The sequence below is a fragment of the Saccharopolyspora hordei genome, assembly GCF_013410345.1.
Lineage (GTDB): Bacteria > Actinomycetota > Actinomycetes > Mycobacteriales > Pseudonocardiaceae > Saccharopolyspora > Saccharopolyspora hordei.
Genome location: NZ_JACCFJ010000001.1, coordinates 2984570 through 3006182, shown reverse-complemented (window position 1 = coordinate 3006182; position 21613 = coordinate 2984570). Strand labels below are relative to the sequence as shown.

Sequence of the window (21613 nt, the reverse complement as noted above, 5' to 3'; positions counted from 1 at the left end):
AGGTACTCGTGCCCGAATGGCGGCCCCGGGCCCTGCGCAAGCCCCGGCGCACCCAACCCGAGGCGCCCGAGCACTCGATGGACCCGCGCTCGGACGACGACCGCCCGCTGGCCGACCGTCCCCTGATCGACACCGCGATCTACCGCGACGGCGTCCGGGTCGCCACCCCGGGGAGCCTCGCCGAGACCTACGAGCAGCTGCGCCGCGACGGCGGCGCGATGGCCTGGATCGGGCTGTACCGGCCGGCGGAGGAGGAGCTGCTCGCCGCCGCGGAGGAGTTCGGCCTGCACAAGCTCGCGGTCGAGGACGCGATCGTCGCGCACCAGCGGCCGAAGCTCGAGCGCTACGGCGACACCCTGTTCGTGGTGCTGCGCGCCGCGACCTACCTGGACGAGAGCGAGGAGGTCAGCTTCGACGAGCTGCACCTGTTCATCGGCCCCAACTTCGTGCTCACCGTCCGGCACGGCCAGTCCCCCGACATGTCGGCGGTCCGGCGGCGCATGGAGGCCGACCCCGACCTGCTGCGGCGCGGCCCGGAGGCGGTGCTCTACGCGGTGCTGGACAACGTCGTGGACGGCTACGCGCCGGTGATCGCCGGGCTGCAGAACGACATCGACGAGATCGAGGTCGAGGTCTTCGAGGCCGATCCGCACGTGTCGCGGCGCATCTACGAGCTGACCCGCGAGGTCATCGAGTTCCAGCGGGCCACGCAACCGCTGATGGGCATCCTGCGCAGCCTGGAGGCGGGGTTCAGCAAGTACGGCATCGACGACGAGCTGCAGCGCTACCTGCGCGACGTGGCCGACCACGCCACCACCGTCGGCGAGCGCGCGGAGGGCTTCCGGCAGCTGCTGGACAAGATCCTCACCGTCAACGCCACGCTGGTCACCCAGGCGCAGAACGAGGAGATGCGGAAGATGACCGAGGCGAGCCTGGCCCAGAACGAGGAGGTGAAGAAGATCTCGGCGTGGGCGGCGATCCTGTTCGCCCCCACCCTGATCGGCACGGTCTACGGCATGAACTTCGACGTCATGCCCGAGCTGCACTGGTCGTTCGGCTACCCGTTCGCGGTGGTGCTGATGCTGGCGGTGTGCCTCGGCCTCTACACGGTCTTCCGCCGCCGCGGCTGGCTCTGACCCGCGCCCCCGGCGCCCTTCCGGTGGATTGCGCGGGCGCAGGTGGTGCCGCAGGCTTCCTGGGGAGATCACCGCTGATCCGGGAGGCCGGATGGTGCGACCGATGCAGACCACGCGTCCGACGCTGATCGGCGCGCGGGTGCCCCGGATCGAGGACGACCGGCTGGTCACCGGCCGCGGCCGCTTCATCGCCGACGTGGTGCGGCCCGGCATGGTGGAGGCCTCGTTCGTCCGCAGCGACCTGCCGCACGCGCTGGTGCGCGGGGTCGACACCTCGGCGGCCCGGGAAGCGCCGGGCGTGCACGCGGCCTTCAGCGGTGCCGACGTGCCGATCGGGCCGGTCCCCGACCTGGTCGAGTGGGTCCGCCCGGTGCGGCACTCCCCGCTGGCGCGCGACCGGGTGCGCTACGTCGGCTGCCCGCTGGCGGTGGTGGTCGCCGACGACCGCTACCTGGCCGAGGACGCCGCCGAGCTCGTCGACGTCGACCTCGAACCGCTGCCCGCCGTGGACACGGTGGACGCGGCGCTGGCCGCCGACGCGCCGCTGCTCTACCCGGAGTGGGGCGACAACGTGCTGGTGTCGATGGCGCCGGAGGACCCGGCCGTGGACGAGGCGTTCGCCCGCCACCGCACGGTCAGCGGCACCTTCACCACGCACCGGTACGCGGCCGCTCCGCTGGAATGCCGCGGTGTCGTGGCCGAGCACGACGGCGACCGGCTGACGGTGTGGACCTCCACCCAGGCCGCCCACCTGGTGCGCACGATGCTGGCCCGGGTGCTCGGCCTGGCCGAGCGCGACATCCGCGTGATCACCCCGGACGTCGGTGGCGGGTTCGGGCAGAAGAACCAGGTCTACCCCGAGGAGTACCTGGTGCCGTGGCTGGCGGTGCGGCTGCGCCGCCCGGTCCGCTGGATCGAGGACCGCCACGAGCACCTGCTCACCGCCTGCCACGCCCGGGACGTGCGCATCGAGCTGTCCGCCGCGGTCCGCGACGACGGCACGATCGCCGCGCTGCGCGGGCGGGTCCGCACCGACCTCGGCTCCGGGGAGATCTTCCCGGGCGGGTACGGGCCCAGCGTGGTGGCGTGCGGTTCGCTGTGCGGGCCGTACCGGATCCCGCACCAGTGCGTGGCGGTGGAGGGCGTGGTCACCACCAAGACCCCGCTCGGCGGCTACCGCGGCTACGGCATGCCGGAGGGCACGTTCGCGATCGAGCGGCTGGTGGACAAGATCGGCCGCGAGCTGGGCATCGACCCGCTGGAGTTGCGCCGCCGGATGATCCTGGACCCGGAGGACCTGCCGTACGAGACCGCCGCGGGCGCCCGGCTGGACTCCGGCAGCCACCGCGCGGCGTTCGAGCGCGCCGTGGAGCTGGGCGAGCGGGTGCTCGCCGAGGAGCGCGACGCCCGCCCCGGCGCGCACCTGGGCGTCGGGTACGCCACCTACGTCGAAGGGGTCGCCGCCAGCGCGTTCTCCGTCACCGGCATCCGCAGCGGCCAGGACGCGGCGGACCTGCGCTTCGACCCCGACGGCGGGGTCACCGTCGCGGTGGGGATCTCGGCGATGGGCCAGGGCGCGCACACCGCGGTGGCCACCCTCGTCGCCGAGGCGCTGGCGCTGCCGATCGAGCGGGTGCGGGTGGTGATGGGCGACACCGACACCGCCCCGTTCGGCCTGGGCAGCTTCGCCAGCCGCAGCGCGGTCGTGGCCGGCGGCGCGATCCACCGGGCCGCGGAAGCGTTGCGGCGCAAGGGGACCGAGATCGCCGCGCACCTGCTGGAAGCCGCGCCGCAGGACGTCGAGCTGGCCGACGGCGGCTTCCGGGTGCGCGGCAGCCCGGGCAGCTCGGTGCCGTGGGAGCGCATCGCCCAGGTGGCGCTGACCCGCACGTTCGAGCTGCCGCCGGGGACCGAGCCGGGGCTCGACGCGCGCGCCAGCTACGAGCCGCCCGGCATGGACCACGTGCCGCGCGCGGACGGCAGGATGAACGCCTCGGCCACCTACACCAACTCCACGCACGCCGCGGTCGTCGAGGTGGACCCGGACACCGGTGTGGTGCGGGTGCGGCGGTACGTGGCGGTGCACGACTGCGGGCGCGTCATCAACCCGCTCACCGTGGCCGGGCAGGTCCACGGCGGGGTCGCGCAGGGCATCGGCGGGGTGCTCCACGAGCAGCTCCCCCACGCCGACGGGCAGCCGCTGGCCACCACGTTCGCCGACTACGCGATCCCCACGGCGTGCGAGGTCCCGGACATCGCCACCGAGGAGCTCTGCAGCCCGGCGCCCGGGATCCCGTTCGGCATCAAGGGCGCCGGTGAAGCGGGCATCATCGGTCCACCGGCCGCGATCGCGCGCGCCGTCGAGCACGCGCTCGAACCGCTGGGCGTGACCGACGTCGACACCACGCCACTGACCCCGTCGGTGGTGCGGCGGCTGATCGAGGAGGCCCGGTCGTGAAACCCCCACCGTTCCGCTACGCCCGCCCGGACAGCCTCGGTGACGCGGTGCGGCTGCTGGCGGCGGACGAGGACGCGAAGGTGCTGGCCGGCGGCCAGAGCCTGCTGCCGATGATGAACTTCCGCCTGGCCCGGCCGAGCCTGCTGGTCGACGTCGGCCGCCTCCCGGAGCTGTCGGAGCTCCGCCGCGAGGACGACGTCCTGGTCATCGGCGCGGCGGTGCGCCAGCGCACCGCCGAGACCGCGCCGCTGGTGCGGGAGAGCTGTCCGCTGCTCGGGCGGGCGCTGCGGCACGTCGGCCACCACCAGGTCCGCACCCGCGGCACCGTCGGCGGGTCCCTCGCCCACGCCGACCCGGCGGCGGAGCTGTGCGCGGCCGCCACCGCGCTGGACGCCGAGGTGGTGGTGACCGGGCCCAGCGGTCGCCGCACGGTCCCGGTCGCCGAGCTGTTCGTGGCGCCGTACCAGACGTCGCTGTCCGCTGACGAGGTGCTCACCGAGGTGCGCGTGCCGGTTCGCCCCGCGCGGTGCGGGTTCGCCGAGGTCAGCCCGCGCGCGGGCGACTTCGCCCTCGCGGGCGCGGCCGCGGTGGTGCGGGTGGACGAGCGCGAGGTGACCGACGTGCGCCTGGTCGGCTTCGGCATCGGCGGCACGGTGCGACGGCTGCCCGAGGCGGAAGGGGCGCTGCGCGGGACGCCGTTGTCCCGCACCCCGGTCGCGGCCGCGGCGGACGCGGCCGCGGACGCCACCTCCCCGCCGGACGACCTCCACGCCGACCCGGCGACCCGGCGCGCAGCGCTGCGCGCGAGCGTGCAGCGGGCCCTGGAGCAGGTGACGCATGACTGAGGACCCGACCACGACACGGGAGATCGCGGTGACCGTGAACGGCCGCGCGGTGCAGCGCACGGTCCCGGTTCGCCGCCTGCTGGTGGACTTCCTGCGCGACGACCTCGGTCACACCGGCACCCACGCTGGCTGCGAGCACGGCGTCTGCGGTGCCTGCACGGTGCTCGTCGACGGCGAACCGGCGCGCTCCTGCATCACGCTGGCGGTGCAGGCGGACGGCACCGAGGTGACGACGATCGAGGGCCTCACCCCACCGGACGGCCTGAGCCCGCTGCAGCAGGCGTTCAAGGACCGCCACGCGCTCCAGTGCGGGTTCTGCACCCCGGGGATCATCGCGACCCTGTCCGCGGCGGACCCCGACGACCACCCGGACGACGAGTCGATCCGGCAGCTGCTCGCCGGGAACCTCTGCCGCTGCACGGGTTACCACCACATCGTCGACGCGGTGAAGCAGGCCTGGGGCCGCACCGCGACGTGATCTCCGGACCGCGCTGGAGCGGTAGACCACGCCCGGTGCCGGTCGGGAGGTGGTCGGTGGTGGGCCTGCTGTCGCACCCGTTCGTCGCCGGGGTGGTGGCTCGCGCGATGAACCGGCTCGGACGGCCGCGGGAGGGGCCCGAGCTCCGGTTCGACGAGATACCCGGCCGCACGAGGGCTCTCGCCGTCCCGACGCGGCACGGGGACGTCCGGTGCACCGCGTACTCCCCGCCGCCCGGCGCCGAGCGGCCCGGCGCGTACGTCAACGTCCACGGTGGGGGGTTCGTCATCGGCCACCCCGAGCAGGACGACGCGTGGTGCCGCCACCTGGCGCACCGCACCGGCGTCGTGGTGCTCAACGTGGACTGCGCGCTCGCCCCGCGGCCCCTTCCCCGTCGCGGTGGAGCAGGTCTTCGACGTGGTCACCTGGGCCGCGCAGCAGGACGGCGACTGGGACGGGCAGCGGCTGTGCGTCGGCGCGCAGAGCGCGGGCGGCTCGCTGGCCGCGGCCGCCGCCCGGCTGGCGCTGGAGAACGGCGGTCCCGCGATCGCGCTGCAGGTCCTGCACCACCCGCCGCTGGACCTGGTCACGCGGGCCGCGGACAAGCGGACCAGCCCGTGCTGCGCCCCTGGGTGTCGGAGGTCTTCGACACGGCCTACGCCCCGGACCCCGCCGTCCGGCGCGACCGCCTCGTCTCCCCGCCTGGGGCGACAACGCCGACGGCATCGAGGGGATCGCGCCGGCGCTGGCGATCACGCGCGAGCACGACCGGCTCCGCGGCGAGGGCATCGCCGCCGCCGACACCCTCGCCGCGGCGGGCTCGCTGGTCGCCCACCACGACGTGGCGGGCGCCGACCACGGGTACAACACCACGGCCTTCGGCACGCGCGAGCAGACCGAGCCCGTCCACGAGCTCATCGCCGACCACGTGCGCCGGGCCGTCGGCTGATCCTCAGCCGATCTCCTGGCGGAGCAGGCGGGCCTGCTTGGCCATCTTCCAGCCGAGCACGCCGACGGTCCGGTCGGCCCGCCGGTAGCGCACCACGAAGCGGCCGTCGTCGAGCGAGCCCTCCGCCACCTCCGCCTCGGCGTCGGGCGGGACGGTCCCGTGCACGTGGACCTTCACGTCGTACTGGTCGGTCCAGAAGTACGGCACCGGGGTGTACGGGACCGCGTCACCGAGCAGGTTCGCCGCGACCGCACCGGCCTGCTCCGTGGCGTTGGTCCGGTTCTCCAGGCGCACCGACGAACCCAGCCCCTCGTGCCAGAAGCGGGCGACGTCGCCCACCGCGAACACCCCGGGCGCCGCGCGGCAGTGCGCGTCGCACACCACGCCGTCGTCGACCTCGAGACCGCTCCCGGCCAGCCAGTCGGTCTGCGGGCGCGCCCCGATCGCCACCACGACCACGTCGGCCGGCAGCACGTCACCGCCAGCCAGGTGCACGCCGGTGACGCGGCCGCCCTCCGAGGTGAACCCGTCGACCCCGGTCCCGAGGCGGAGTTCGACGCCGTGCTCCTGGTGCAGGTCGGCCAGGCGCTGCGCCACCAGCGGACCGAGCTGCCCCAGCATCGGCAGCGGCTGCGGGCCGACCACGGTGACGGCCAGGCCCATCGTGCGGGCGGTGGCGGCGATCTCCGACCCCAGCACCCCTTCGCCGACGACGACCAACCGGGACGAGGAGAGCAGGCTCTTGCGCAACGCCGAGGAGTCCTCGAGGGTGCGCAGCACGTGCACCCCGTCCAGGTCCTCCTGCCCGGGCAGCGTCCGGGGGCGCACCCCGGTCGCGATGACGACCGCGTCCGCCCGGTACGACCCACCGGAGGCGGTCCGCACCGTCCGCGTCGCCGCGTCCAAGCCCACCGCGGGCTCGGCGAGCACGAACTCGGCCTCCAGCGCGGACAGCGCCGCGTCCGGGCGCAGCCGGACCCGCTCGGGCTCCCACTGCCCGGACAGCACGTCCTTCGACAACGGCGGCCGGTCGTAGGGCGGGTGCTCCTCGTCGCCGAGCACGGTCACCGCCCCGTCGAAGCCCTGGCGCCGCAACGCTTCCACCGTGGACAGACCGGCGGCGGAAGCGCCGACGACGAGCACGTCCCGCGGAGCGCTCACGACTGCTCGCCCAGCTCGACGGCGCCCGCGGGGCACGTGCTGGCCGCGTCGCGCACCGCCTCGTGGTGCTCGGCCGCCGGTTCGGCGTCGAGCAGGACCACGGTCCCGTCCTCGTCGCGCTGGTCGAACACGGCGGGCGCGACCAGCGCGCACGTCCCCGCGCCGCAGCACTTCTCCTCGTCGACGGTCACCTGCACGCTGTCCCCTCCCGCCCCCGGAGCTTCCCACCGCGATCGCCGACGGGCGCCAGCAACAGCCCCACGATCGCGTCGATCAAGCCGTCTGCCGCGTCGTCCCACGACGCCCGCGGCGTCGGTTCCCCCTCTGCCAACGCCCGTTCCCGCTCCGCGACCATGTGCACCATCAGCTGGCGCACCATGTCCCGGCGCTCCAGCCGCACCGCCAAGGGCATCTCGGGCAGGCACGTGTCGACCCCGTCGGTCGCCCGCTGCAGCGACGGCGATTCGAGCGACTCGGCCACCATGATGTCGCGGTAGGCGGGGTCGGTCATCACCTGGGCGCTGAACCGGCCGAACCAGGTCGGGGCGCCGAGGTCGGCCAAGTACCGTGTGGACGGTCGCACCACGCAGGCCACCCAGTCCCGCACGTCCGCCGAACCGTCGAGCCGGGCGACCATCTCGTCGCGCAGCTGCTCGATCCGCCGGTTGTGCTTGCGCACGATCGCGCGGACCAGGTCGACCTTGGTGCCGAAGTGGTAGCCGACCGCGGTGTTGTTGCCCTGCCCGGCCGCCTCGCTGACCTGGCGGTTGGACACCGCTGCCACCCCGTGTTCGGCGAAGAGCCGCTCCGCGGTCGCCAGGATGAGCTCCCGGGTCGCCTCGGCCCGCGTCGACCCCGCAGTCCGCGCCATCATGACATGATCACCACCGCACTGGAACTTCCCGCAGCCCGCCGACGACGAGCCCTTCCAGCCGCTGCAGCTCCGCGACCGGGACGGCCAGTTCCAGGGTCGGCAGCCTGCGCAGCAGCACCTCCAGTGTGACCTGCAGTTCGGTGCGGGCCAGCGCCTGCCCCAGGCAGGAGTGCGCGCCGGCGCCGAAAGCCAGGTGCGGGTTGGGGCTGCGACCGAGGTCCATCTCGTCGGCGGCCTCGAACGCGCTGGGGTCGCGGTTGGCCGCGGCCATGTTGCACATCACCGTGGTGCCGCGCGGGAGTTCGGTGCCGGCGACCACCACGTCCTCGTGGAGGTAGCGCACCATCCCGAGACCGGAGTTGGCGTCGAAGCGCAGCGCTTCCTCCACCGCGGTGCGCACCAGCGACCGGTCGGCCAGCAGCCGCTCCCAGCGCCGGCGGTCCGCCAGCAGCACGGCCACCATCTTGCCGATCGTGTTCGCGGTGGTCTCGTGCCCGGCGATCAGCAGCGCCAGCCCGGTGGCCGAGAGCATCCGGTCCGGCATCCGCTCGCCCTCGGAGTCGGTGGCGGGGATCAGCTCGCTGAGCAGGTCCTCGCCGGGCTGCGCGCGCTTGGCCGCGACGTGCTCGTCCATGTAGGCGAAGAACTCGCGCTCCGCGGTCGTGAACTCCTCCTCGGTGAACCGGGTGAGGTTGAGGAAGGTGTCCGACCAGCGGGAGAACCGGTCCCGGTCGGCGGTGGGCACGCCGAGCACGTCGCAGATGACCCACACCGGCAGCGGGAAGCCGAACCCGGCCTTGAGGTCCGCGGGGGCGCCGCGCTCCACCATCTCGTCGACCAGCTGCTCGGCCATCGCTTCGACCTTCGGGCGCAGCGCGGCCACCCGCTTGGCGGTGAACCAGCGGTTGAGCAGGCGTCGCCACCGCTTGTGCCCCTCCCCGCTCTGCGGCAGCGCGGAGGACATCTCGCTGTTGAACAGCCCGCCGGACTCGGTGTCGCTGACCCGTGCCGCGTCCGGGGCGTCGAGCTGCCGCCCGAACCGCGCGTCGGAGAGCACCTCCCGGACGTCGGCGTAGCGGGTGAGCAGCGCGACCTCGTCGCCGCTCGGCAGCTTCGCCCGGGCCACCGGGCACCGCTGCTGCAGCTCGGCCCACTCGGCGGGGGCGTCCAGCGCGCCCGGCGCGGGGATCGGGTACTCCAGGACTTCATCGCCGGTCCGGGTCACTGCGGGGCCTCCTCGCGTCGGACGTGGCTTCCTTTGAACCACGACTGCTATCGTTCAGTCAAGCGACTGACTTAACTCGGAGGCGGTCCACGCTCCCCGCCGTCGGCTGGACGGGCGGGCAGCCCGCGCGGCCCGCAGCATCTGTCGTGGTACCCGCGGACTCCGAGCCGCCCGACCGCGCACACGTTGGGAGACCCGCCGCCCATGACCCGTGCCTCCCGCACGCCGCCCGTGGCAGACGAGACCCCCGTGGTGCGGTCGGGCACCGTCGTCGGTGTCCTGGCGTTCAGCGGCATCGTCGTCTCGCTCACGCAGACGCTGATGATCCCGCTGGTGCCGAAGCTGCCCGCGCTGCTGCACGCCGGCGCGGCCGACGCGGCGTGGGCGATCACCGCCACCCTGCTGGCCGCGGCCGTGGCGACGCCCACCGTCGGCCGGCTCGGCGACATGTACGGCAAGCGGCGGATGCTGCTGGTGAGCCTCGGGATGCTGGTGCTGGGGTCGACCACCTGCGCGCTGTCCAACGGCCTCGCCCCGATGGTGGTCGGGCGGGTGCTCCAGGGCCTGTCCTCCGGCGTCATCCCGCTGGGCATCAGCATCATGCGCGACGAGCTGCCGCCGGAACGGCTCGGTGGCGCGACCGCGCTGATGAGCGCCTCCCTCGGCGTCGGTGGCGCGCTGGGCCTGCCCGCGGCCGCGTTCCTCGCCGAGAACGCCGACTGGCACACCCTGTTCTGGACGGCCGCCGGCCTCGGCGCGGTCTGTGCCGTGCTCGTGACCGCGCTCGTGCCGGAGTCGCGGGTGCGCACCGGCGGGCGGTTCGACCTGCCGGGCGCGGTCGGCCTGTCGGTGGCGCTGCTGTGCCTGCTGCTGGTGATCTCCAAGGGCGCCGACTGGGGCTGGACCGGCGGCGTGACGCCCGGGCTGCTCGTCGGCGGCCTCGCGGTGCTGGCGGTGTGGGGCTGGTGGGAGCTGCGCGCACCGCACCCGCTGGTCGACCTGCGCACCACCGCGCACCGCCAGGTGCTGCTCACCAACGTCGCGTCCGTGGTGTTCGGGTTCGCGATGTTCGCGACGTCGCTGGTCATCCCGCAACTGCTGCAGCTGCCGGAGGCGACCGGGTACGGACTCGGGCAGTCGATCCTCGCCGCGGGCCTGGTGATGGCGCCGAACGGGCTGGTCATGATGGCGATGTCACCGGTGTCGGCGCGCATCTCGCGCCGCAAGGGTCCCAAGATCACGCTGATGACCGGCGCGTTCGTGGTCGCCGCCGGGTACGCCCTGTGCCTGGTGATGATGTCGACCGTCTGGCAGCTGGTGATCGCCTCCAGCATCATCGGCGCCGGCGTCGGGCTCGCCTACGGCGCGATGCCCGCGCTGGTCATGGCCGCCGTGCCGGTGTCGGAGACCGCGGCGGCCAACAGCCTCAACACGCTGATGCGCTCCCTCGGCACCTCGCTGTCCAGCTCGATCGCCGGTGCCGTGCTGGCCAACCTCACCACCGATCTGGGCGGCGCGGCAGTCCCCTCGCTCACCGGGTTCCGCGTCGTGCTGGCCATCGGCGCCGTCACCTCGCTGTTCGCCCTGCTGATCGCCGCCTTCCTACCGAGCTCCGCGCGCCGGTAGACCCCACCACCCGAACCGACCAGGAGACCGCATGAACACCGCAGCACAACGGCCCGGCAACCTCCGCACCGGATTCGGCCCAGCCCCGGACGCGGTGGCCCTGCGCGAGCAGCCCGGGATCGTCCGGGTGCCGACCCCGTTCGGCCCGTCCGCGTGGATGCTCACCCGGCACGCCGACGTGCGGCGGATGCTCGGTGACGCGGAGAGCTTCCGCAACGGCTGGGGCCCGGAGGACCTCGACGGGATGCGGCGGGACCCGCGCCAGCTCTCCGGCGACCGCAGCGGCAACCTGCTCTCCCTCGACCCGCCGGACCACACCCGGCTGCGGCGGATGCTCACGCCCGAGTTCACGGTGCGGCGCATGCGCCGGCTCGAACCGCGCATCGTGGAGATCGTCGACGAGCACCTGGACGCGATGGAGCGCGGCGGCGCGCCCGCCGACCTGGTCTCCCAGTTCGCGCTGCCGATCCCGTCGCTGGTCATCTGCGAGCTGCTCGGCGTGCCCCCGAGCGACCAGGCCGAGTTCCAGGCGCGCACCAACCGGCAGCTGGACACCACGCTGCCCGAGGAGGAGAAGGCCAGGCTGGCCGAGGAGATGCTGGCCTACATGGAGGACCTCGTCGCGCGGGCCCGGCGCGACCCCGGCGAGGACCTGCTCGGCATGCTCATCCGCGAGCACGACGACGAGCTCAGCAACGCCGAGCTCGTCGGCATCGGCAACCTGCTGCTCGTGGCCGGGCACGAGACGACCTCGAACATGCTCGGCCTGGGCACCCTCGCGCTGCTGCGCCACCCGGACCAGCTGGCGCTCGTCCGCGACGACCCGGACAGCGTGCCGAAGGCCGTCGAGGAGCTGCTGCGCTGGCTCAGCGTCGTCAACGGCGGCTCTCCGCGCATGGCGACCCGCGACGTCGAGATCGCCGGCACCACCATCCGCCGCGGCGACCTCGTGGTGTTCAACCTCCCGGCGGCCAACCGGGACCCGGAGCTGACCGACGACCCGGACCGCCTGGACATCACCCGCCCGACCACCCCGCACCTGGGCTTCGGGCACGGCGTCCACCACTGCCTCGGCGCACCGCTGGCGCGGATGGAGATGCGCATCGCCTTCCCCGCCCTGCTGCGCCGGTTCCCCGGTCTGCGCCTGGCCGTCCCGGACGAGGAGGTCGCCTTCGCCACCCACCAGGCCATCTACGGGCTCGAAGAACTGCCGGTCGCCTGGTGAGCCGGTGGGTGCGCAGCCGCGCTCGGCCGCGCACCCGCGGCGTCACTGCACCGACCAGGCACCGTCCGAGGGCAGGACGGCGCCGGAGACGTTCACGCCGTCGTCGCTGAGCAGGAAGGTGATGGAGGCCGCCAGCTGCTCGGCGGTGGCGATCGGCGGGATCAGGGCCAGGAAGTCGCGCAGGCGACCGCTGCCGAACTCCGACGCGGTACCGGTGCCGGCGATCCCGGTGGCCACCCCGCCCGGCGCGACCGCGTTGACCCGGATGCCGTGCGGGCCGTACATGAACGCGGTGCTGCGCGTGATGCCGACGACGGCGTGCTTGGAGGCGGTGTAGGCGACGCCCGCCGCGGACCCGCGCAGCGCCGCCTCGGAGGCGACGTTGACGATCGAGCCCCGCCCGGCCTCCAGCATCACCGGGACGACCGCGCGGGTCAGCCGGAACAGGCCGTCGACGTTGACCGCGAAGACCCGCTGCCAGACCTCGTCGGAGACCTCGTGGATCGGGGAGAAGTCGTCGGTGATGCCGGCGACGTTGGCCAGCCCGTCGATGCGCGGCCCGGCGGCCGCGGTGATCCGCTCGACCTGCCCGGGATCGGTGAGGTCGGCTTCGACGGGGACCAGGTCTGCCTCCGGCAGGTCGGCGGTCAGGGACTCCAGCCGCTCGCCGGCGATGTCCACCGCCACCACGCGGCCGCCTTCCCGGGCGATGCGGGAGGCGGTGGCCCGGCCGATCCCGGACCCGGCACCGGTCACGATCACGGTCGTGGCGTCGAACCGCCCGGGGGTGATGCGCTCCCGCCACCCGGCGTCCTCCGCCGCCTGCTCCGGCACCGCGCCGCCGCCGGCGCGGCGGACCAGGTCGTCGACCACGTCCTGCGACAGCGCCCCCTGGCTCATGCCGACCAGCTGCTGCAGCGGCAGCCGGCGCACCGGCGCGAGCACCTGCTCGTCGAAACCGGCCTGCGCCAGCAGCTCCCGCAGCAGCGCCGCCCCCTCGGGGTGCGCGAGCCACTCGGCGACCGTGCTGCCCGCGGTCAACGGCTCGGTTCCTGCTGCCATGGTCACTCCCCTCCGTCCGTCACGGCACTCGCGGTCCGGACCCCGCCGGACCAGGTCCACAGTGGATGGTTCACCCGGCGCTCGGGTGGCCGAGCGCGTTGAGGCACGTCTCGACGATGCGCGGCCGCCACGCCGTCACCTCGCCCCGGTAGTGGGCGGCCAGGCTCAGCACGGCCAGGGCGCCCAGCGCCCCCGTCACCCGGACCAACCGCTCCTCGTCGGAGGGGTCGATGGCGAACAGGCGGGCGAGCAGCGCGTCGTGGTCGGCGTTGTGCGCCTCCGGCGTGGTGACCGGGCGGAACAGCAGTGCGACCAGACCGGGCCGGTCCAGCGCGGTGTCGGTCAGCAGCTCCAGCACGCGCCGGTCCCGGGCCGGGCCCGGCGGCAGGTCGGCGACCTGCTCGACCACCTGCCCGCAGCGCACCGCGGAGAACCGCTGCGCCGCCGCGTACAGCGCTTCCTTGCTCGGGTAGTGGTGCAGCAATCCGGCCTTGGACAGCCCCACCGCGTCCGCCAGCGCCTTCAGCGAGGTCTGCTCGAAGCCGTGCTGGGCGAACAGCGCAGCCGCGCGGTCGAGGATCTCCTCGTCCACGTGCTGCCGCAGCGCTCGTGCCATGCCGCGCACTGTACCCGACCGGTCCGGTCGGTCCACCGACCGCACCGGTCGGTCAGTGCTCACGCGCCGGGTGCGCGACACTGGGGGCGGCCAGGCGGCTCCGCCCGAGGGGAGAGCAGCGTGGAACTGGAGATGGTCGTCGAGGTCCCGCGCGGATCGCGCAACAAGTACGAGATGGACCACCAGGTGGGCCGCATCCGGTTGGACCGCACCCTGTTCACGGCGACCCAGTACCCGGCCGACTACGGGTACTTCCCGGGCACCCTCGCCGAGGACGGCGACCCGCTCGACGCGCTGGTGCAGGTGGCCCACCCCACGTTCCCCGGCTGCGCGATCCGCGTCCGGCCGGTGGCGGTGTTCTGGATGCACGACGAGCAAGGCCCGGACGCCAAGGTCGTGTGCGTGCAGGCCGAGGACCCGCGCGCCGACCACATCCGGGACCTCGCGGACATCCCGGCGCACGACCGCGAGGAGATCGGCCACTTCTTCGCCACCTACAAGGACCTGGAGCCGCGCAAGAGCGGTGAGATCGTGGGCTGGCAGGCGCGCGCGGAGGCGGAGGCCGTCGTCGAGGGCGCGTTCGCCCGCGCCCGCAGCGGCGAGGCCCCGGTCGGCGTCCCAGCCCCCGACCTCGGCCACCGGAGATCACCACCCCACCACGGCCGCCACTCCCACGACCAACCCCCACCCTCGTGAGCGCGAAGACCGGTCGCAGGCGGCCTACGCACTCACGACCCCTGAACAGCCGCAACGCGCTCGTGAGCGCGAAGACCGGTCGCAGGCGGCCTACGCACTCACGACCCCTGAACAGCCGCAACGCGCTCGTGAGCGCGAAGACCGGTCGCAGGCGGCCTACGCACTCACGACCCCTGAACAGCCGCAACGCGCTCGTGAGCGCGAAGACCGGTCGCAGGCGGCCTACGCACTCACGACCCCTGAACAGCCGCAACGCGCTCGTGAGCGCGAAGACCGGTCGCAGGCGGCCTACGCACTCACGACCCCTGAACAGCCGCAACGCGCTCGTGAGCGCGAAGACCGGTCGCAGGCGGCTTGGGCACTCACGAGGTGTGACCTGCGCAGCGGGGCCGTGCGTGACCACAGTGGAGGGTTGAGTGGCGCGGCTCGCGAGCACGGCACGATGATCTTCGCACTGCTCCGGGGCCGTCCGGGACTCGACGCGCCGCCGACGCGCTGGCACGGACCGGCCGATCTGTCCCTAGCATGTGGAGCATGTTCAAGTTCTTCGGTGCGGCTCGCAGGCGCATCTCCGGCGTGGACCGCGAGCTGGTGCACCGGTGCGCAGGGCTCCCCCGCAGCGTCGTCGACCCCGCGATGCGCGGGCTCAGCTGGTCGGCGAACCACAGCAAGGTCTGGTTCGCACTGGCCGGGGTGCTCGTCCTGCGCAGGGGCCCCGCGCGACGGGCGGCGCTGCGCGGCGTGGCCGCCGTCGGCGCGTCCAGCGCCGTGACGAACCTGCTGGCCAAGCAGCTGCTCCCGCGGCGGCGACCGGCCACCGAGCTGTTGCCGAGCCGCCGGCGGCTGGCGACCCCGCCGGCCTCGTCGTCGTTCCCGTCCGGGCACGCCGCCTCGGCCGCGGCCTTCACCACCGCGGTGTGCTTGGAGTCGCCGCTGCTCGGCGCCGCGATCGCTCCGCTCGCGGCGGCGGTGGCGTACTCGCGCGTGCACACCGGGGTGCACTGGCCCACCGACGTCGGCGTCGGCGCCGCGATCGGCTGCGGCATCGGGCTGGCGACCCGCCGGTGGTGGCCGGTGCCCCCGGCCGCACCCGGGCTGGCCAGGCCGAGCGAGCACGTCGCCGCGCTGACCGACGGCGACGGGCTGGCGCTGCTGGTCAACACCTCGTCAGGCGACGCCGACCACGACCCGTCCACCGAGCTGCGAGAGCTGTGGCCGGACGCCCAGGTCCTGCACACGGACCCCGACGAAGACCTCGTCGACCAGCTGCACCGCGAGCTCGACGCGGCAGGCAGCTCGATCCGCGCGCTGGCCGTCGCGGGCGGGGACGGCACCGTCGCCGCCGCCGCGGCCACGGCCGCCAGCCGCGGGCTGCCGCTGGCCGTGGTCCCCGCGGGCACGCTCAACCACTTCGCCCGCGACCTGGGCGTGTCCAGCGCCGCGGACACCGCACGCGCGCTGGCCGCCGGGTCCGCGGTGCACGTCGACCTGGGCTCGGTCCAGGTCGACAACCACCGGGAGCAGTGGTTCGTCAACACCGCCAGCCTGGGCGGCTACCCGGACATGGTCCGGTTGCGGGAGAAGTGGGAGCCGCGCTGGGGCAAGTGGCCCGCGGCCGCGGCGGCGCTGGTCCGCGTGCTCGCCGAGGCCGAGCCGATCGAGGCCCGCATCGACGGCCAGCAGCGCAGGATCTGGCTGATGTTCGTGGGGAACTGCGCCTACCAGCCGAAGGACTTCGCCCCCAGCTGGCGCCCGCACCTGGACGACGGGGTGCTCGACATCCGCTACGTCCGCGCCGACCTCCCGCTGTCCCGCCTCCGCTTCGCCGTGGCGGCGCTGACCGGCGCGCTGCTCAACAGCAAGACCTACGTCCAGCAGGAGCGGGCGTCCACGCACGTCGAGGTGCTCGGCGAGCCCGTCGCACTCGCCTGCGACGGCGAGGTCACCGCGCCGGGGCGCAGCTTCACCTTCGCCGCCCGCGACGAAGCGCTGCGCGCCTACCGCCCGGAGGGCGCTGACTGAGCGCGTCACGCTGCCGCACCCGATCGCTCGAGGAGGGACCCGTGACCGCCCAGCCCGACAGCGGTGCGGTGCTGCCCGCGCTGCGCGAGCACGTCCGCGAGACCGTCACCGCGCTCCTCGCCCGCCCGGACAGCACCGACGCCCAGACGAAGCTGGTCGACCTCGCCGGGGCCACCGACCGCGCCGCCGAGCTGCTCGCCGACGTCGCCCCCGCCGCCCTGGCCGCGCTGCGCCGCGCGCTCGACCACGGGGCGGGCCGCCCGGAGGAGTGCGCGTCCGAACTGGTCGCCGCGCACCACCACCTCAGCGCTGGGGCGTGATCGCTCAGGGCTGCGGCCGGTGTGGACGGCTGCGGCCCCGAGGAAGCCGACCGCGGCGCGGAAGGTCCAGCGTCATCACCGAGGACGCGCCAACGTGGACCCGCGGCGGCGCGGTCCTGGCACGCCCGCGTGCTCGGATCAGCGACGGACGCCGGGGCGCCCGCTCGGGCGCTGCTGCGGACGGCCGCCCTGTGCTCCGCGCGGCGGGTTCCCGACCCGGGTGGCGCCACCGCGCGACGCACCACCGCGCGCCGCGCCGGCTCGGGGAGCGCCGCTGCGCCCGGCGGCGGGACGGTCCCGCGGGGCCTGCCGCGGGCGGCGGGCCGGCTCGCGGCGAGGGCGGTCGTCCAGGTCGAAGTCGTCCCGTCGCGGTCGGCGCTCCGCGCGCGGCGCGACCGGCTTGCGGCTGTTCACCCAGTAGTCGAAGCCCAGGATCACCAGCGCTCCCACCACGAGGATCAGGCTGAGCTCCCAGATGCCCATCGCGATGAGGATGACCACCGCCAGCAACACCATCGGCACCACGGGGATCCAGCAGAACGGGTCGATCCGGCCCGAGATGCCGGAGTTGCTCGCAGAACCGCGGCGGTCCGCGTCACGCGCCATCGAGACTCCCACTCTCAACTCTGCTCCCCGGCCGCCGAAGTCTACCGGAGCCGCCGCAGCGTGCTGTTCGGCCTGCGGCCTGGTCAATCGCGACACAACTGCCCCAGGAGCCGCCGCAGCAACTCCTCCAACCGACAGCGCTCCTCGTCCGACAGCCCGGCGACCAGCTCGCGCTCGCGACGGATCAGGACTTCGATGTCGTGCTCGATGACCCGGTGGCCGTGCTCGGTGAGCTCCACCGCCACGGTGCGCTTGCCGGAGGCCGATCTCGCGGTCCGAACCAGACCGGCGTCCTCGGCGCGGGCCACGCGCTGGGTGATCGCTCCCCCGCTGACCAAGCAGTGCTGGGCGATCTCGGCGGGGGCGAGCCGGTAGGGCGCGCCGGCGCGGCGCAGCGTGGCGAGCAGGTCGAGGGTCGCGCCGTCGATGTCCAGCTCGGCCAGCACGCGGCGGCGCTCGTCGGTGATCAGCTTGGCGATGCGCAGGATCCGGGCGACCACGCCGATGCCGTCCACCGGCATGCCGGGCCGTTCCCGCGCCCACTGCTCGACGATGCAGTCCACCGAGTCCGCGTCCATGGCCGGAGTCTACCCACTTGTCTTTAGGTCTAAAGACGGGCTAGCATCGCGCTCGTCTTTAGACCTAAAGAACAAGGAGGGAACATGGCTCGCAACGCAGTCGTCACCGGTGGCGGCACCGGGATCGGTCGCGCCGTGGCAGCGCGGCTGGTGGCGGCCGGCGACCGGGTCGCACTGCTGGGCCGCCGCAAGGACAAGCTCGCCGAGGCCGTCGACGAGCTCGGCCCGGCAGCCACCGCCGTCCCGGTCGACGCCACCGACCCGGCCGCGGTCCGGGACGCCGCGGCCGAGCTGCCGGAGCGGATCGACGTGCTGGTCAACGCCGCGGGCGCCAACACCGACCTGACCCACGGCGCGCCGGCCGCCGACGACCTCGACGCGGTGCGCGCCTCCTGGGTGGCCAACTTCGAGGCCAACGTGGTCAGTGCCGTGCTGGTGACGCACGCGCTGCTGCCCCGGCTCGCCGACCACGCGCGGATCGTCAACCTCGGCTCGGTGACCGCCCGCTCCGGACAGGGCAGCTACGGCGCGGTCAAGGCGGCGCTGGAACCGTGGACGTCCGAACTGGCCTTCCAGCTCGGTCCACGCGGGATCACCGCCAACGTCGTCTCGCCCGGACCGACCGAGGGCACCGACTTCTTCCACGGCGGCGACTTCCCGCCCGCGCGCCGCGCGTTCGTCGAGGAACGGTCCGCCAACGGCCGGCTCGGCCGGGTCGAGGAGGTCGCCGCGCTCATCGAGTTCCTGGCCTCCCCGCAGGCCTCGCACATCACCGGCCAGGTCGTGCACGTCTCCGGCGGCATGTTCCTGGGCCGCTGACCCGCACCGCTCGCGGGGCCTGGCCGGGCCCCGCGAGCCCGGCGCCGGGCGGTCACCGCAGCCACGACCGAACTCGCGCAACCGGGCGAGAGCATTGCCCCGACTGCCATTCCGCGGCACCCCGAACAGAGCAGCCCCAACAGTGCTCCGACGATTAACCGATCGAATTCCGATCCGGAATCACCGGCGGATCACGACTCCATATCATCGGATTTACGGTTCGCGGTTACTGGGCGTATCGATGCTGGTCACGGCACCGCTGAATGCCGCAGTTGCTCAAGATCACTCCAGTGGAGCTGGCATGCCCCGAAAGGGGCGTACTAGCGTGACCGCGCCGCACCGCGAGCGGTAGGTCATCACTGTTTTCAGAGCCTTGGATCGGGGTTGCCATGAGTTCTGCCGATACCACGCTGGGCGAATTGACGAAGAAGCAACTGCAGAACCTCTGCGACGTCATCGGCATCGACGGAACCACACCGACGCGACTCCTCGGGGACCTGCTCGGCCCGGTCACCGCGCGACCCCTGTCCCAGCCACCACTGTGGCCGTCCGGCGTGGCCGATGACGCCACGCCCCTGGAGTTCTCGGTCCAGTTCGAGAACAACGGCTCGCGCCACCTGCGGATCCACTTGGAACGGCTGGCGGAGGACCCCAGCCCGGTCGCGAACCTGCGCGCCGCCAAGCGGCTCGTGGAAGAGCTGTTCGGCCGCTACGACCTCGCCGCGAAGCGGCTGCGCGCCGTCGAGGACGTCTTCACCTCCGAGGATCCGCAGAGCTGGTTCTCCTGGGCGTTCTCGCTGATCTTCAACGTGGACGGCAGCCCGTCGTTCAAGCTCTACTTCAACACCGACCTGCACGGCGAAGACGCCGCCGAGCGCGTGGTCACCGAGGCCTTCGAACGGTTGGGACTGACCACAGCGTCCGATGTGGTCCGCAACAACGCCCTGCGCCGGCCGGGGCTGGACCTGCCGACGTTCTTCGCCATCGACCTCGACCGCAGCGAGCACGCGCGGGTCAAGCTCTACGTCCGGCAGCTCGACGCCCGGGTCACCGACGCCGAGTCCGTCGCGTGCGCGGTGCCCGGCATCGACCAGGACGCCATCCGCGAGTTCTGCTCGGTGCTGGCCCCCGGCACCGAGGTCTTCAGCGGCCGGCCGCTGATGTCGAGCTACTCCTTCGTCGGCGACGCCGACAAGCCCAGCAACTACAGCCTGTACCTGCCGATCCGCGACTACGTGCCGCACGACGGCGTGGCCCGCGAGCGGGTCGCCCGGCACCTGCAGCACCTCGGTTTCGACCCGGCGGCGCTCGACGGGTGCCTCCGCGCGCTCACCGACCGCCCGCTGGAGTCCCAGCCCGGTCTCATCGCGCACGTGTCGCTGCGGCTGAGTCCGAACCAGACAGGGACGTCGCTGTACCTGTCGTCCGAGGCCTACGGCGGGACCCGCGTCCCGGGCGAGTAGTCCCGGGCGAGGAGTCCCGCACCCAACCGGGCACCGGTCCGGGCCCGGTCCACCCGTCGAGCACGAGGAGCACCCCGCATGCCGCACCTCCGGCCCTTCGTCTCCGCCGTCGTGCGCCCGATCCCGATCACCACGCGGGACGAGCGCATCGCCGAGCTGGACCGCGCCGGTCACAACCCGTTCAACATCCGCGGTGAGAAGGTCAGCATCGACCTGCTGTCGGACTCGGGCACCGGCGCCGTCTCCACCGACCAGCAGGCGTGGGCGCAGCGGGCCGACGAGCGCTACGCCGGGGCCGACTCGTGGTACCGCTTCCGCGACGCCGTCCGCGACCTGGTCCCGCACGAGCACGTCCTGCCCGTGCACCAGGGCCGGGCGGCGGAACGGGTCCTCTTCGGGTGCCTGCTGGGCCCGGGCGACATCAGCCTCAGCAACATGCACTTCGACACCACCCGCGCCAACGTCGAACGCCTCGGCGCCGAAGCCCGGGACCTGCCCAGCCCGGAGCTGTTCGACCTGAGCAGCCCGGCACCGTTCAAGGGCGACATCGACGTCGAGGCGGTCCAGGCCGTGCTCGACGGGCCGGAAGGACCGCGGGTCAAGCAGATCGTCGTCACCATCACCAACAACGGCGGCGGCGGACAGCCGGTGTCGATGGCCAACCTGGAGCGGATCAGCGCGGTGGCGCGCGAGCACCGCGTGCCGCTGGTGCTCGACGCCGCGCGGTTCGCCGAGAACGCCTGGCTGGTGACCCGGCGCGATCCCGGCTACCAGGACTGGAGCCCGCGCGCGGTGGCGCGGAAGGCGTTCGAGTTCGCCGACGCCGTGGTCGCCAGCCTCAAGAAGGACGGCCTGTCGCACGAGGGCGCCTTCATCGCCGTGCACGACCCCGAGCTGGCCGACCGCTGCGAGGCCGACGTCATCGCCACCGAGGGCTTCCGCACCTACGGCGGTCTGACCGGGCACACGCTGGAGCAGCTCGCGCAGGGGCTGCGGGAAGTGCTCGACCCGCACTACCTGGCCGACCGCGAGCACGAGGCCGCGTCGCTGGCCGAGCGCCTGCAGGCGGCAGGCATCGAGACGCTGCGCCCGACCGGCCTGCACGCGGTCTACGTCAACGCCAGCCCGCTGCTGCCGCACCTGCAGCCCAAGCACCTGCCCGACCACGCGCTCACCTGCGCGCTGTACCGGGAAGGCGGCGTCCGGGCCGCGGGCGGTGGGCTGTTCCTCAGCACCTTCGACGAGAACAACGAGATGGTCACCCCGCCGCCGTTCGAGCTGGTGCGGCTGGCGCTGCCCCGGCGCGTCTACGACCACAGCCACATGGAGTACGTCGCCGACGTCCTGGCGGAGATCGCGAAGAACCCCGAACGGGTCCCGGGCTACCGCCTCACCCACAACCCCGCGGTGCTGCGGCACTTCCGCTGCCGGGCCGAGCCGATCATGCCCTGACC

The 21613-nt window shown here is 73.7% G+C and carries 20 protein-coding genes and 1 pseudogene; 13 read left to right on the top strand and 8 right to left on the bottom strand.

Annotation, left to right across the window (positions count from 1 at the left end; genetic code table 11):
• Positions 1 to 8 precede the first annotated feature (8 nt).
• From corA to HNR68_RS27630, 5 genes and pseudogenes are all read left to right on the top strand, one after another.
• Positions 9 to 1136 (top strand): magnesium/cobalt transporter CorA, encoded by a 1128-nt coding sequence (corA, locus tag HNR68_RS14005; RefSeq protein WP_343050140.1) that lies wholly within the window; start codon positions 9 to 11, stop codon positions 1134 to 1136.
• Positions 1137 to 1239: 103 nt separating this feature from the next.
• Complete coding sequence (locus tag HNR68_RS14000) at positions 1240 to 3594, top strand: xanthine dehydrogenase family protein molybdopterin-binding subunit (RefSeq protein WP_179721144.1); 2355 nt, start codon at positions 1240 to 1242, stop codon at positions 3592 to 3594.
• Positions 3591 to 4439: an FAD binding domain-containing protein gene (locus HNR68_RS13995; protein WP_179721142.1), complete on the top strand. Its 849-nt coding sequence runs from the start codon at positions 3591 to 3593 to the stop codon at positions 4437 to 4439. Before HNR68_RS14000 ends, HNR68_RS13995 begins: the two co-directional genes overlap by 4 nt.
• The gene (locus HNR68_RS13990) at positions 4432 to 4917 is read left to right on the top strand and encodes a (2Fe-2S)-binding protein (protein WP_179721140.1); all 486 of its coding nucleotides are present in this window, start codon (positions 4432 to 4434) and stop codon (positions 4915 to 4917) included. Before HNR68_RS13995 ends, HNR68_RS13990 begins: the two co-directional genes overlap by 8 nt.
• A gap of 107 nt (positions 4918 to 5024) precedes the next feature.
• Positions 5025 to 5460: pseudogene (locus HNR68_RS27630) on the top strand (alpha/beta hydrolase fold domain-containing protein); the annotation flags it as partial.
• A 409-nt stretch (positions 5461 to 5869) separates the two neighbouring features.
• Here HNR68_RS27630 and HNR68_RS13980 read toward each other — a convergent pair.
• Genes HNR68_RS13980 through HNR68_RS13965 form a run of 4 tightly spaced genes read right to left on the bottom strand, consistent with a single transcriptional unit; the run spans position 5870 to position 9126 of the window.
• A complete protein-coding gene (locus HNR68_RS13980) occupies positions 5870 to 7027 on the bottom strand; it encodes an FAD-dependent oxidoreductase (protein ID WP_179721138.1) in 1158 nt (385 codons plus the stop codon).
• Entirely contained in the window at positions 7024 to 7224 is a 201-nt protein-coding gene (locus HNR68_RS13975; protein WP_179721136.1) for a 4Fe-4S domain-containing protein, read from the bottom strand. Before HNR68_RS13975 ends, HNR68_RS13980 begins: the two co-directional genes overlap by 4 nt.
• On the bottom strand, positions 7215 to 7901 hold the full coding sequence (locus HNR68_RS13970; RefSeq protein WP_380575286.1) for a TetR/AcrR family transcriptional regulator: 687 nt from the start codon (positions 7899 to 7901) through the stop codon (positions 7215 to 7217). The genes HNR68_RS13975 and HNR68_RS13970 overlap by 10 nt, the downstream gene beginning before the upstream one ends.
• Before the next feature lie 7 nt (positions 7902 to 7908).
• Entirely contained in the window at positions 7909 to 9126 is a 1218-nt protein-coding gene (locus tag HNR68_RS13965; RefSeq protein WP_179721132.1) for a cytochrome P450, read from the bottom strand.
• Between the two features lie 204 nt (positions 9127 to 9330).
• Here HNR68_RS13965 and HNR68_RS13960 point away from each other — a divergent pair, with 204 nt between their 5' ends.
• Entirely contained in the window at positions 9331 to 10752 is a 1422-nt protein-coding gene (locus HNR68_RS13960; protein ID WP_179721130.1) for an MFS transporter, read from the top strand.
• A gap of 31 nt (positions 10753 to 10783) precedes the next feature.
• Positions 10784 to 11977 carry a cytochrome P450 gene (locus HNR68_RS13955; RefSeq protein WP_179721129.1) on the top strand — a complete coding sequence of 398 codons (1194 nt, stop codon included), beginning with the start codon at positions 10784 to 10786 and terminating at the stop codon, positions 11975 to 11977.
• Between the two features lie 42 nt (positions 11978 to 12019).
• Here HNR68_RS13955 and HNR68_RS13950 read toward each other — a convergent pair whose 3' ends face one another.
• Positions 12020 to 13039 (bottom strand): SDR family NAD(P)-dependent oxidoreductase, encoded by a 1020-nt coding sequence (locus HNR68_RS13950; RefSeq protein WP_179721127.1) that lies wholly within the window; start codon positions 13037 to 13039, stop codon positions 12020 to 12022.
• A gap of 70 nt (positions 13040 to 13109) precedes the next feature.
• Positions 13110 to 13655 carry a TetR/AcrR family transcriptional regulator gene (locus tag HNR68_RS13945; protein ID WP_179721125.1) on the bottom strand — a complete coding sequence of 182 codons (546 nt, stop codon included), beginning with the start codon at positions 13653 to 13655 and terminating at the stop codon, positions 13110 to 13112.
• 120 nt (positions 13656 to 13775) lie between these two features.
• On the opposite strand from HNR68_RS13945, the gene HNR68_RS13940 reads away from it, so the two are divergent.
• The 3 genes from HNR68_RS13940 to HNR68_RS13930 all read left to right on the top strand — a co-directional run bounded on the left by HNR68_RS13940 (position 13776) and on the right by HNR68_RS13930 (position 16693).
• Complete coding sequence (locus HNR68_RS13940) at positions 13776 to 14351, top strand: inorganic diphosphatase (RefSeq protein ID WP_179721123.1); 576 nt, start codon at positions 13776 to 13778, stop codon at positions 14349 to 14351.
• 534 nt (positions 14352 to 14885) lie between these two features.
• Complete coding sequence (locus tag HNR68_RS13935; RefSeq protein WP_246330450.1) at positions 14886 to 16373, top strand: bifunctional phosphatase PAP2/diacylglycerol kinase family protein; 1488 nt, start codon at positions 14886 to 14888, stop codon at positions 16371 to 16373.
• Between the two features lie 41 nt (positions 16374 to 16414).
• The gene (locus tag HNR68_RS13930; protein WP_179721119.1) at positions 16415 to 16693 is read left to right on the top strand and encodes a hypothetical protein; all 279 of its coding nucleotides are present in this window, start codon (positions 16415 to 16417) and stop codon (positions 16691 to 16693) included.
• A 138-nt stretch (positions 16694 to 16831) separates the two neighbouring features.
• Here the strand turns inward: HNR68_RS13930 and HNR68_RS13925 are convergent, their stop codons facing one another.
• Positions 16832 to 17299, bottom strand: a complete 468-nt coding sequence (locus HNR68_RS13925) for a hypothetical protein (RefSeq protein ID WP_179721117.1) — start codon at positions 17297 to 17299, stop codon at positions 16832 to 16834.
• An 83-nt stretch (positions 17300 to 17382) separates the two neighbouring features.
• Positions 17383 to 17877, bottom strand: coding sequence for a MarR family winged helix-turn-helix transcriptional regulator (locus HNR68_RS13920; protein ID WP_179721115.1), 495 nt, complete (start codon positions 17875 to 17877; stop codon positions 17383 to 17385).
• Between the two features lie 84 nt (positions 17878 to 17961).
• On the opposite strand from HNR68_RS13920, the gene HNR68_RS13915 reads away from it, so the two are divergent.
• The 3 genes from HNR68_RS13915 (at position 17962) to HNR68_RS13905 (ending at position 21611) form a co-directional block, all read left to right on the top strand.
• The gene (locus HNR68_RS13915) at positions 17962 to 18696 is read left to right on the top strand and encodes an SDR family NAD(P)-dependent oxidoreductase (protein ID WP_179721113.1); all 735 of its coding nucleotides are present in this window, start codon (positions 17962 to 17964) and stop codon (positions 18694 to 18696) included.
• Between the two features lie 419 nt (positions 18697 to 19115).
• Positions 19116 to 20159, top strand: coding sequence for a tryptophan dimethylallyltransferase family protein (locus HNR68_RS13910; RefSeq protein ID WP_246330449.1), 1044 nt, complete (start codon positions 19116 to 19118; stop codon positions 20157 to 20159).
• A 78-nt stretch (positions 20160 to 20237) separates the two neighbouring features.
• Entirely contained in the window at positions 20238 to 21611 is a 1374-nt protein-coding gene (locus HNR68_RS13905) for a tryptophanase (RefSeq protein WP_179721109.1), read from the top strand.
• Positions 21612 to 21613: the final 2 nt, after the last annotated feature.

What these genes read in the sequence shown, in the direction of transcription:
- HNR68_RS14000 (WP_179721144.1), top strand. Translation starts at nt 1,240, where the DNA reads ATGCAGACCACGCGTCCGACGCTGATCGGCGCGCGGGTGCCCCGGATC.
- HNR68_RS13990 (WP_179721140.1), top strand. Translation starts at nt 4,432, where the DNA reads ATGACTGAGGACCCGACCACGACACGGGAGATCGCGGTGACCGTGAAC.
- HNR68_RS13970 (WP_380575286.1), bottom strand. Translation starts at nt 7,901, where the DNA reads ATGATGGCGCGGACTGCGGGGTCGACGCGGGCCGAGGCGACCCGGGAG.
- HNR68_RS13960 (WP_179721130.1), top strand. Translation starts at nt 9,331, where the DNA reads ATGACCCGTGCCTCCCGCACGCCGCCCGTGGCAGACGAGACCCCCGTG.
- HNR68_RS13955 (WP_179721129.1), top strand. Translation starts at nt 10,784, where the DNA reads ATGAACACCGCAGCACAACGGCCCGGCAACCTCCGCACCGGATTCGGC.
- HNR68_RS13950 (WP_179721127.1), bottom strand. Translation starts at nt 13,039, where the DNA reads ATGGCAGCAGGAACCGAGCCGTTGACCGCGGGCAGCACGGTCGCCGAG.
- HNR68_RS13945 (WP_179721125.1), bottom strand. Translation starts at nt 13,655, where the DNA reads ATGGCACGAGCGCTGCGGCAGCACGTGGACGAGGAGATCCTCGACCGC.
- HNR68_RS13935 (WP_246330450.1), top strand. Translation starts at nt 14,886, where the DNA reads ATGTTCAAGTTCTTCGGTGCGGCTCGCAGGCGCATCTCCGGCGTGGAC.
- HNR68_RS13925 (WP_179721117.1), bottom strand. Translation starts at nt 17,299, where the DNA reads ATGGCGCGTGACGCGGACCGCCGCGGTTCTGCGAGCAACTCCGGCATC.
- HNR68_RS13920 (WP_179721115.1), bottom strand. Translation starts at nt 17,877, where the DNA reads ATGGACGCGGACTCGGTGGACTGCATCGTCGAGCAGTGGGCGCGGGAA.
- HNR68_RS13915 (WP_179721113.1), top strand. Translation starts at nt 17,962, where the DNA reads ATGGCTCGCAACGCAGTCGTCACCGGTGGCGGCACCGGGATCGGTCGC.
- HNR68_RS13905 (WP_179721109.1), top strand. Translation starts at nt 20,238, where the DNA reads ATGCCGCACCTCCGGCCCTTCGTCTCCGCCGTCGTGCGCCCGATCCCG.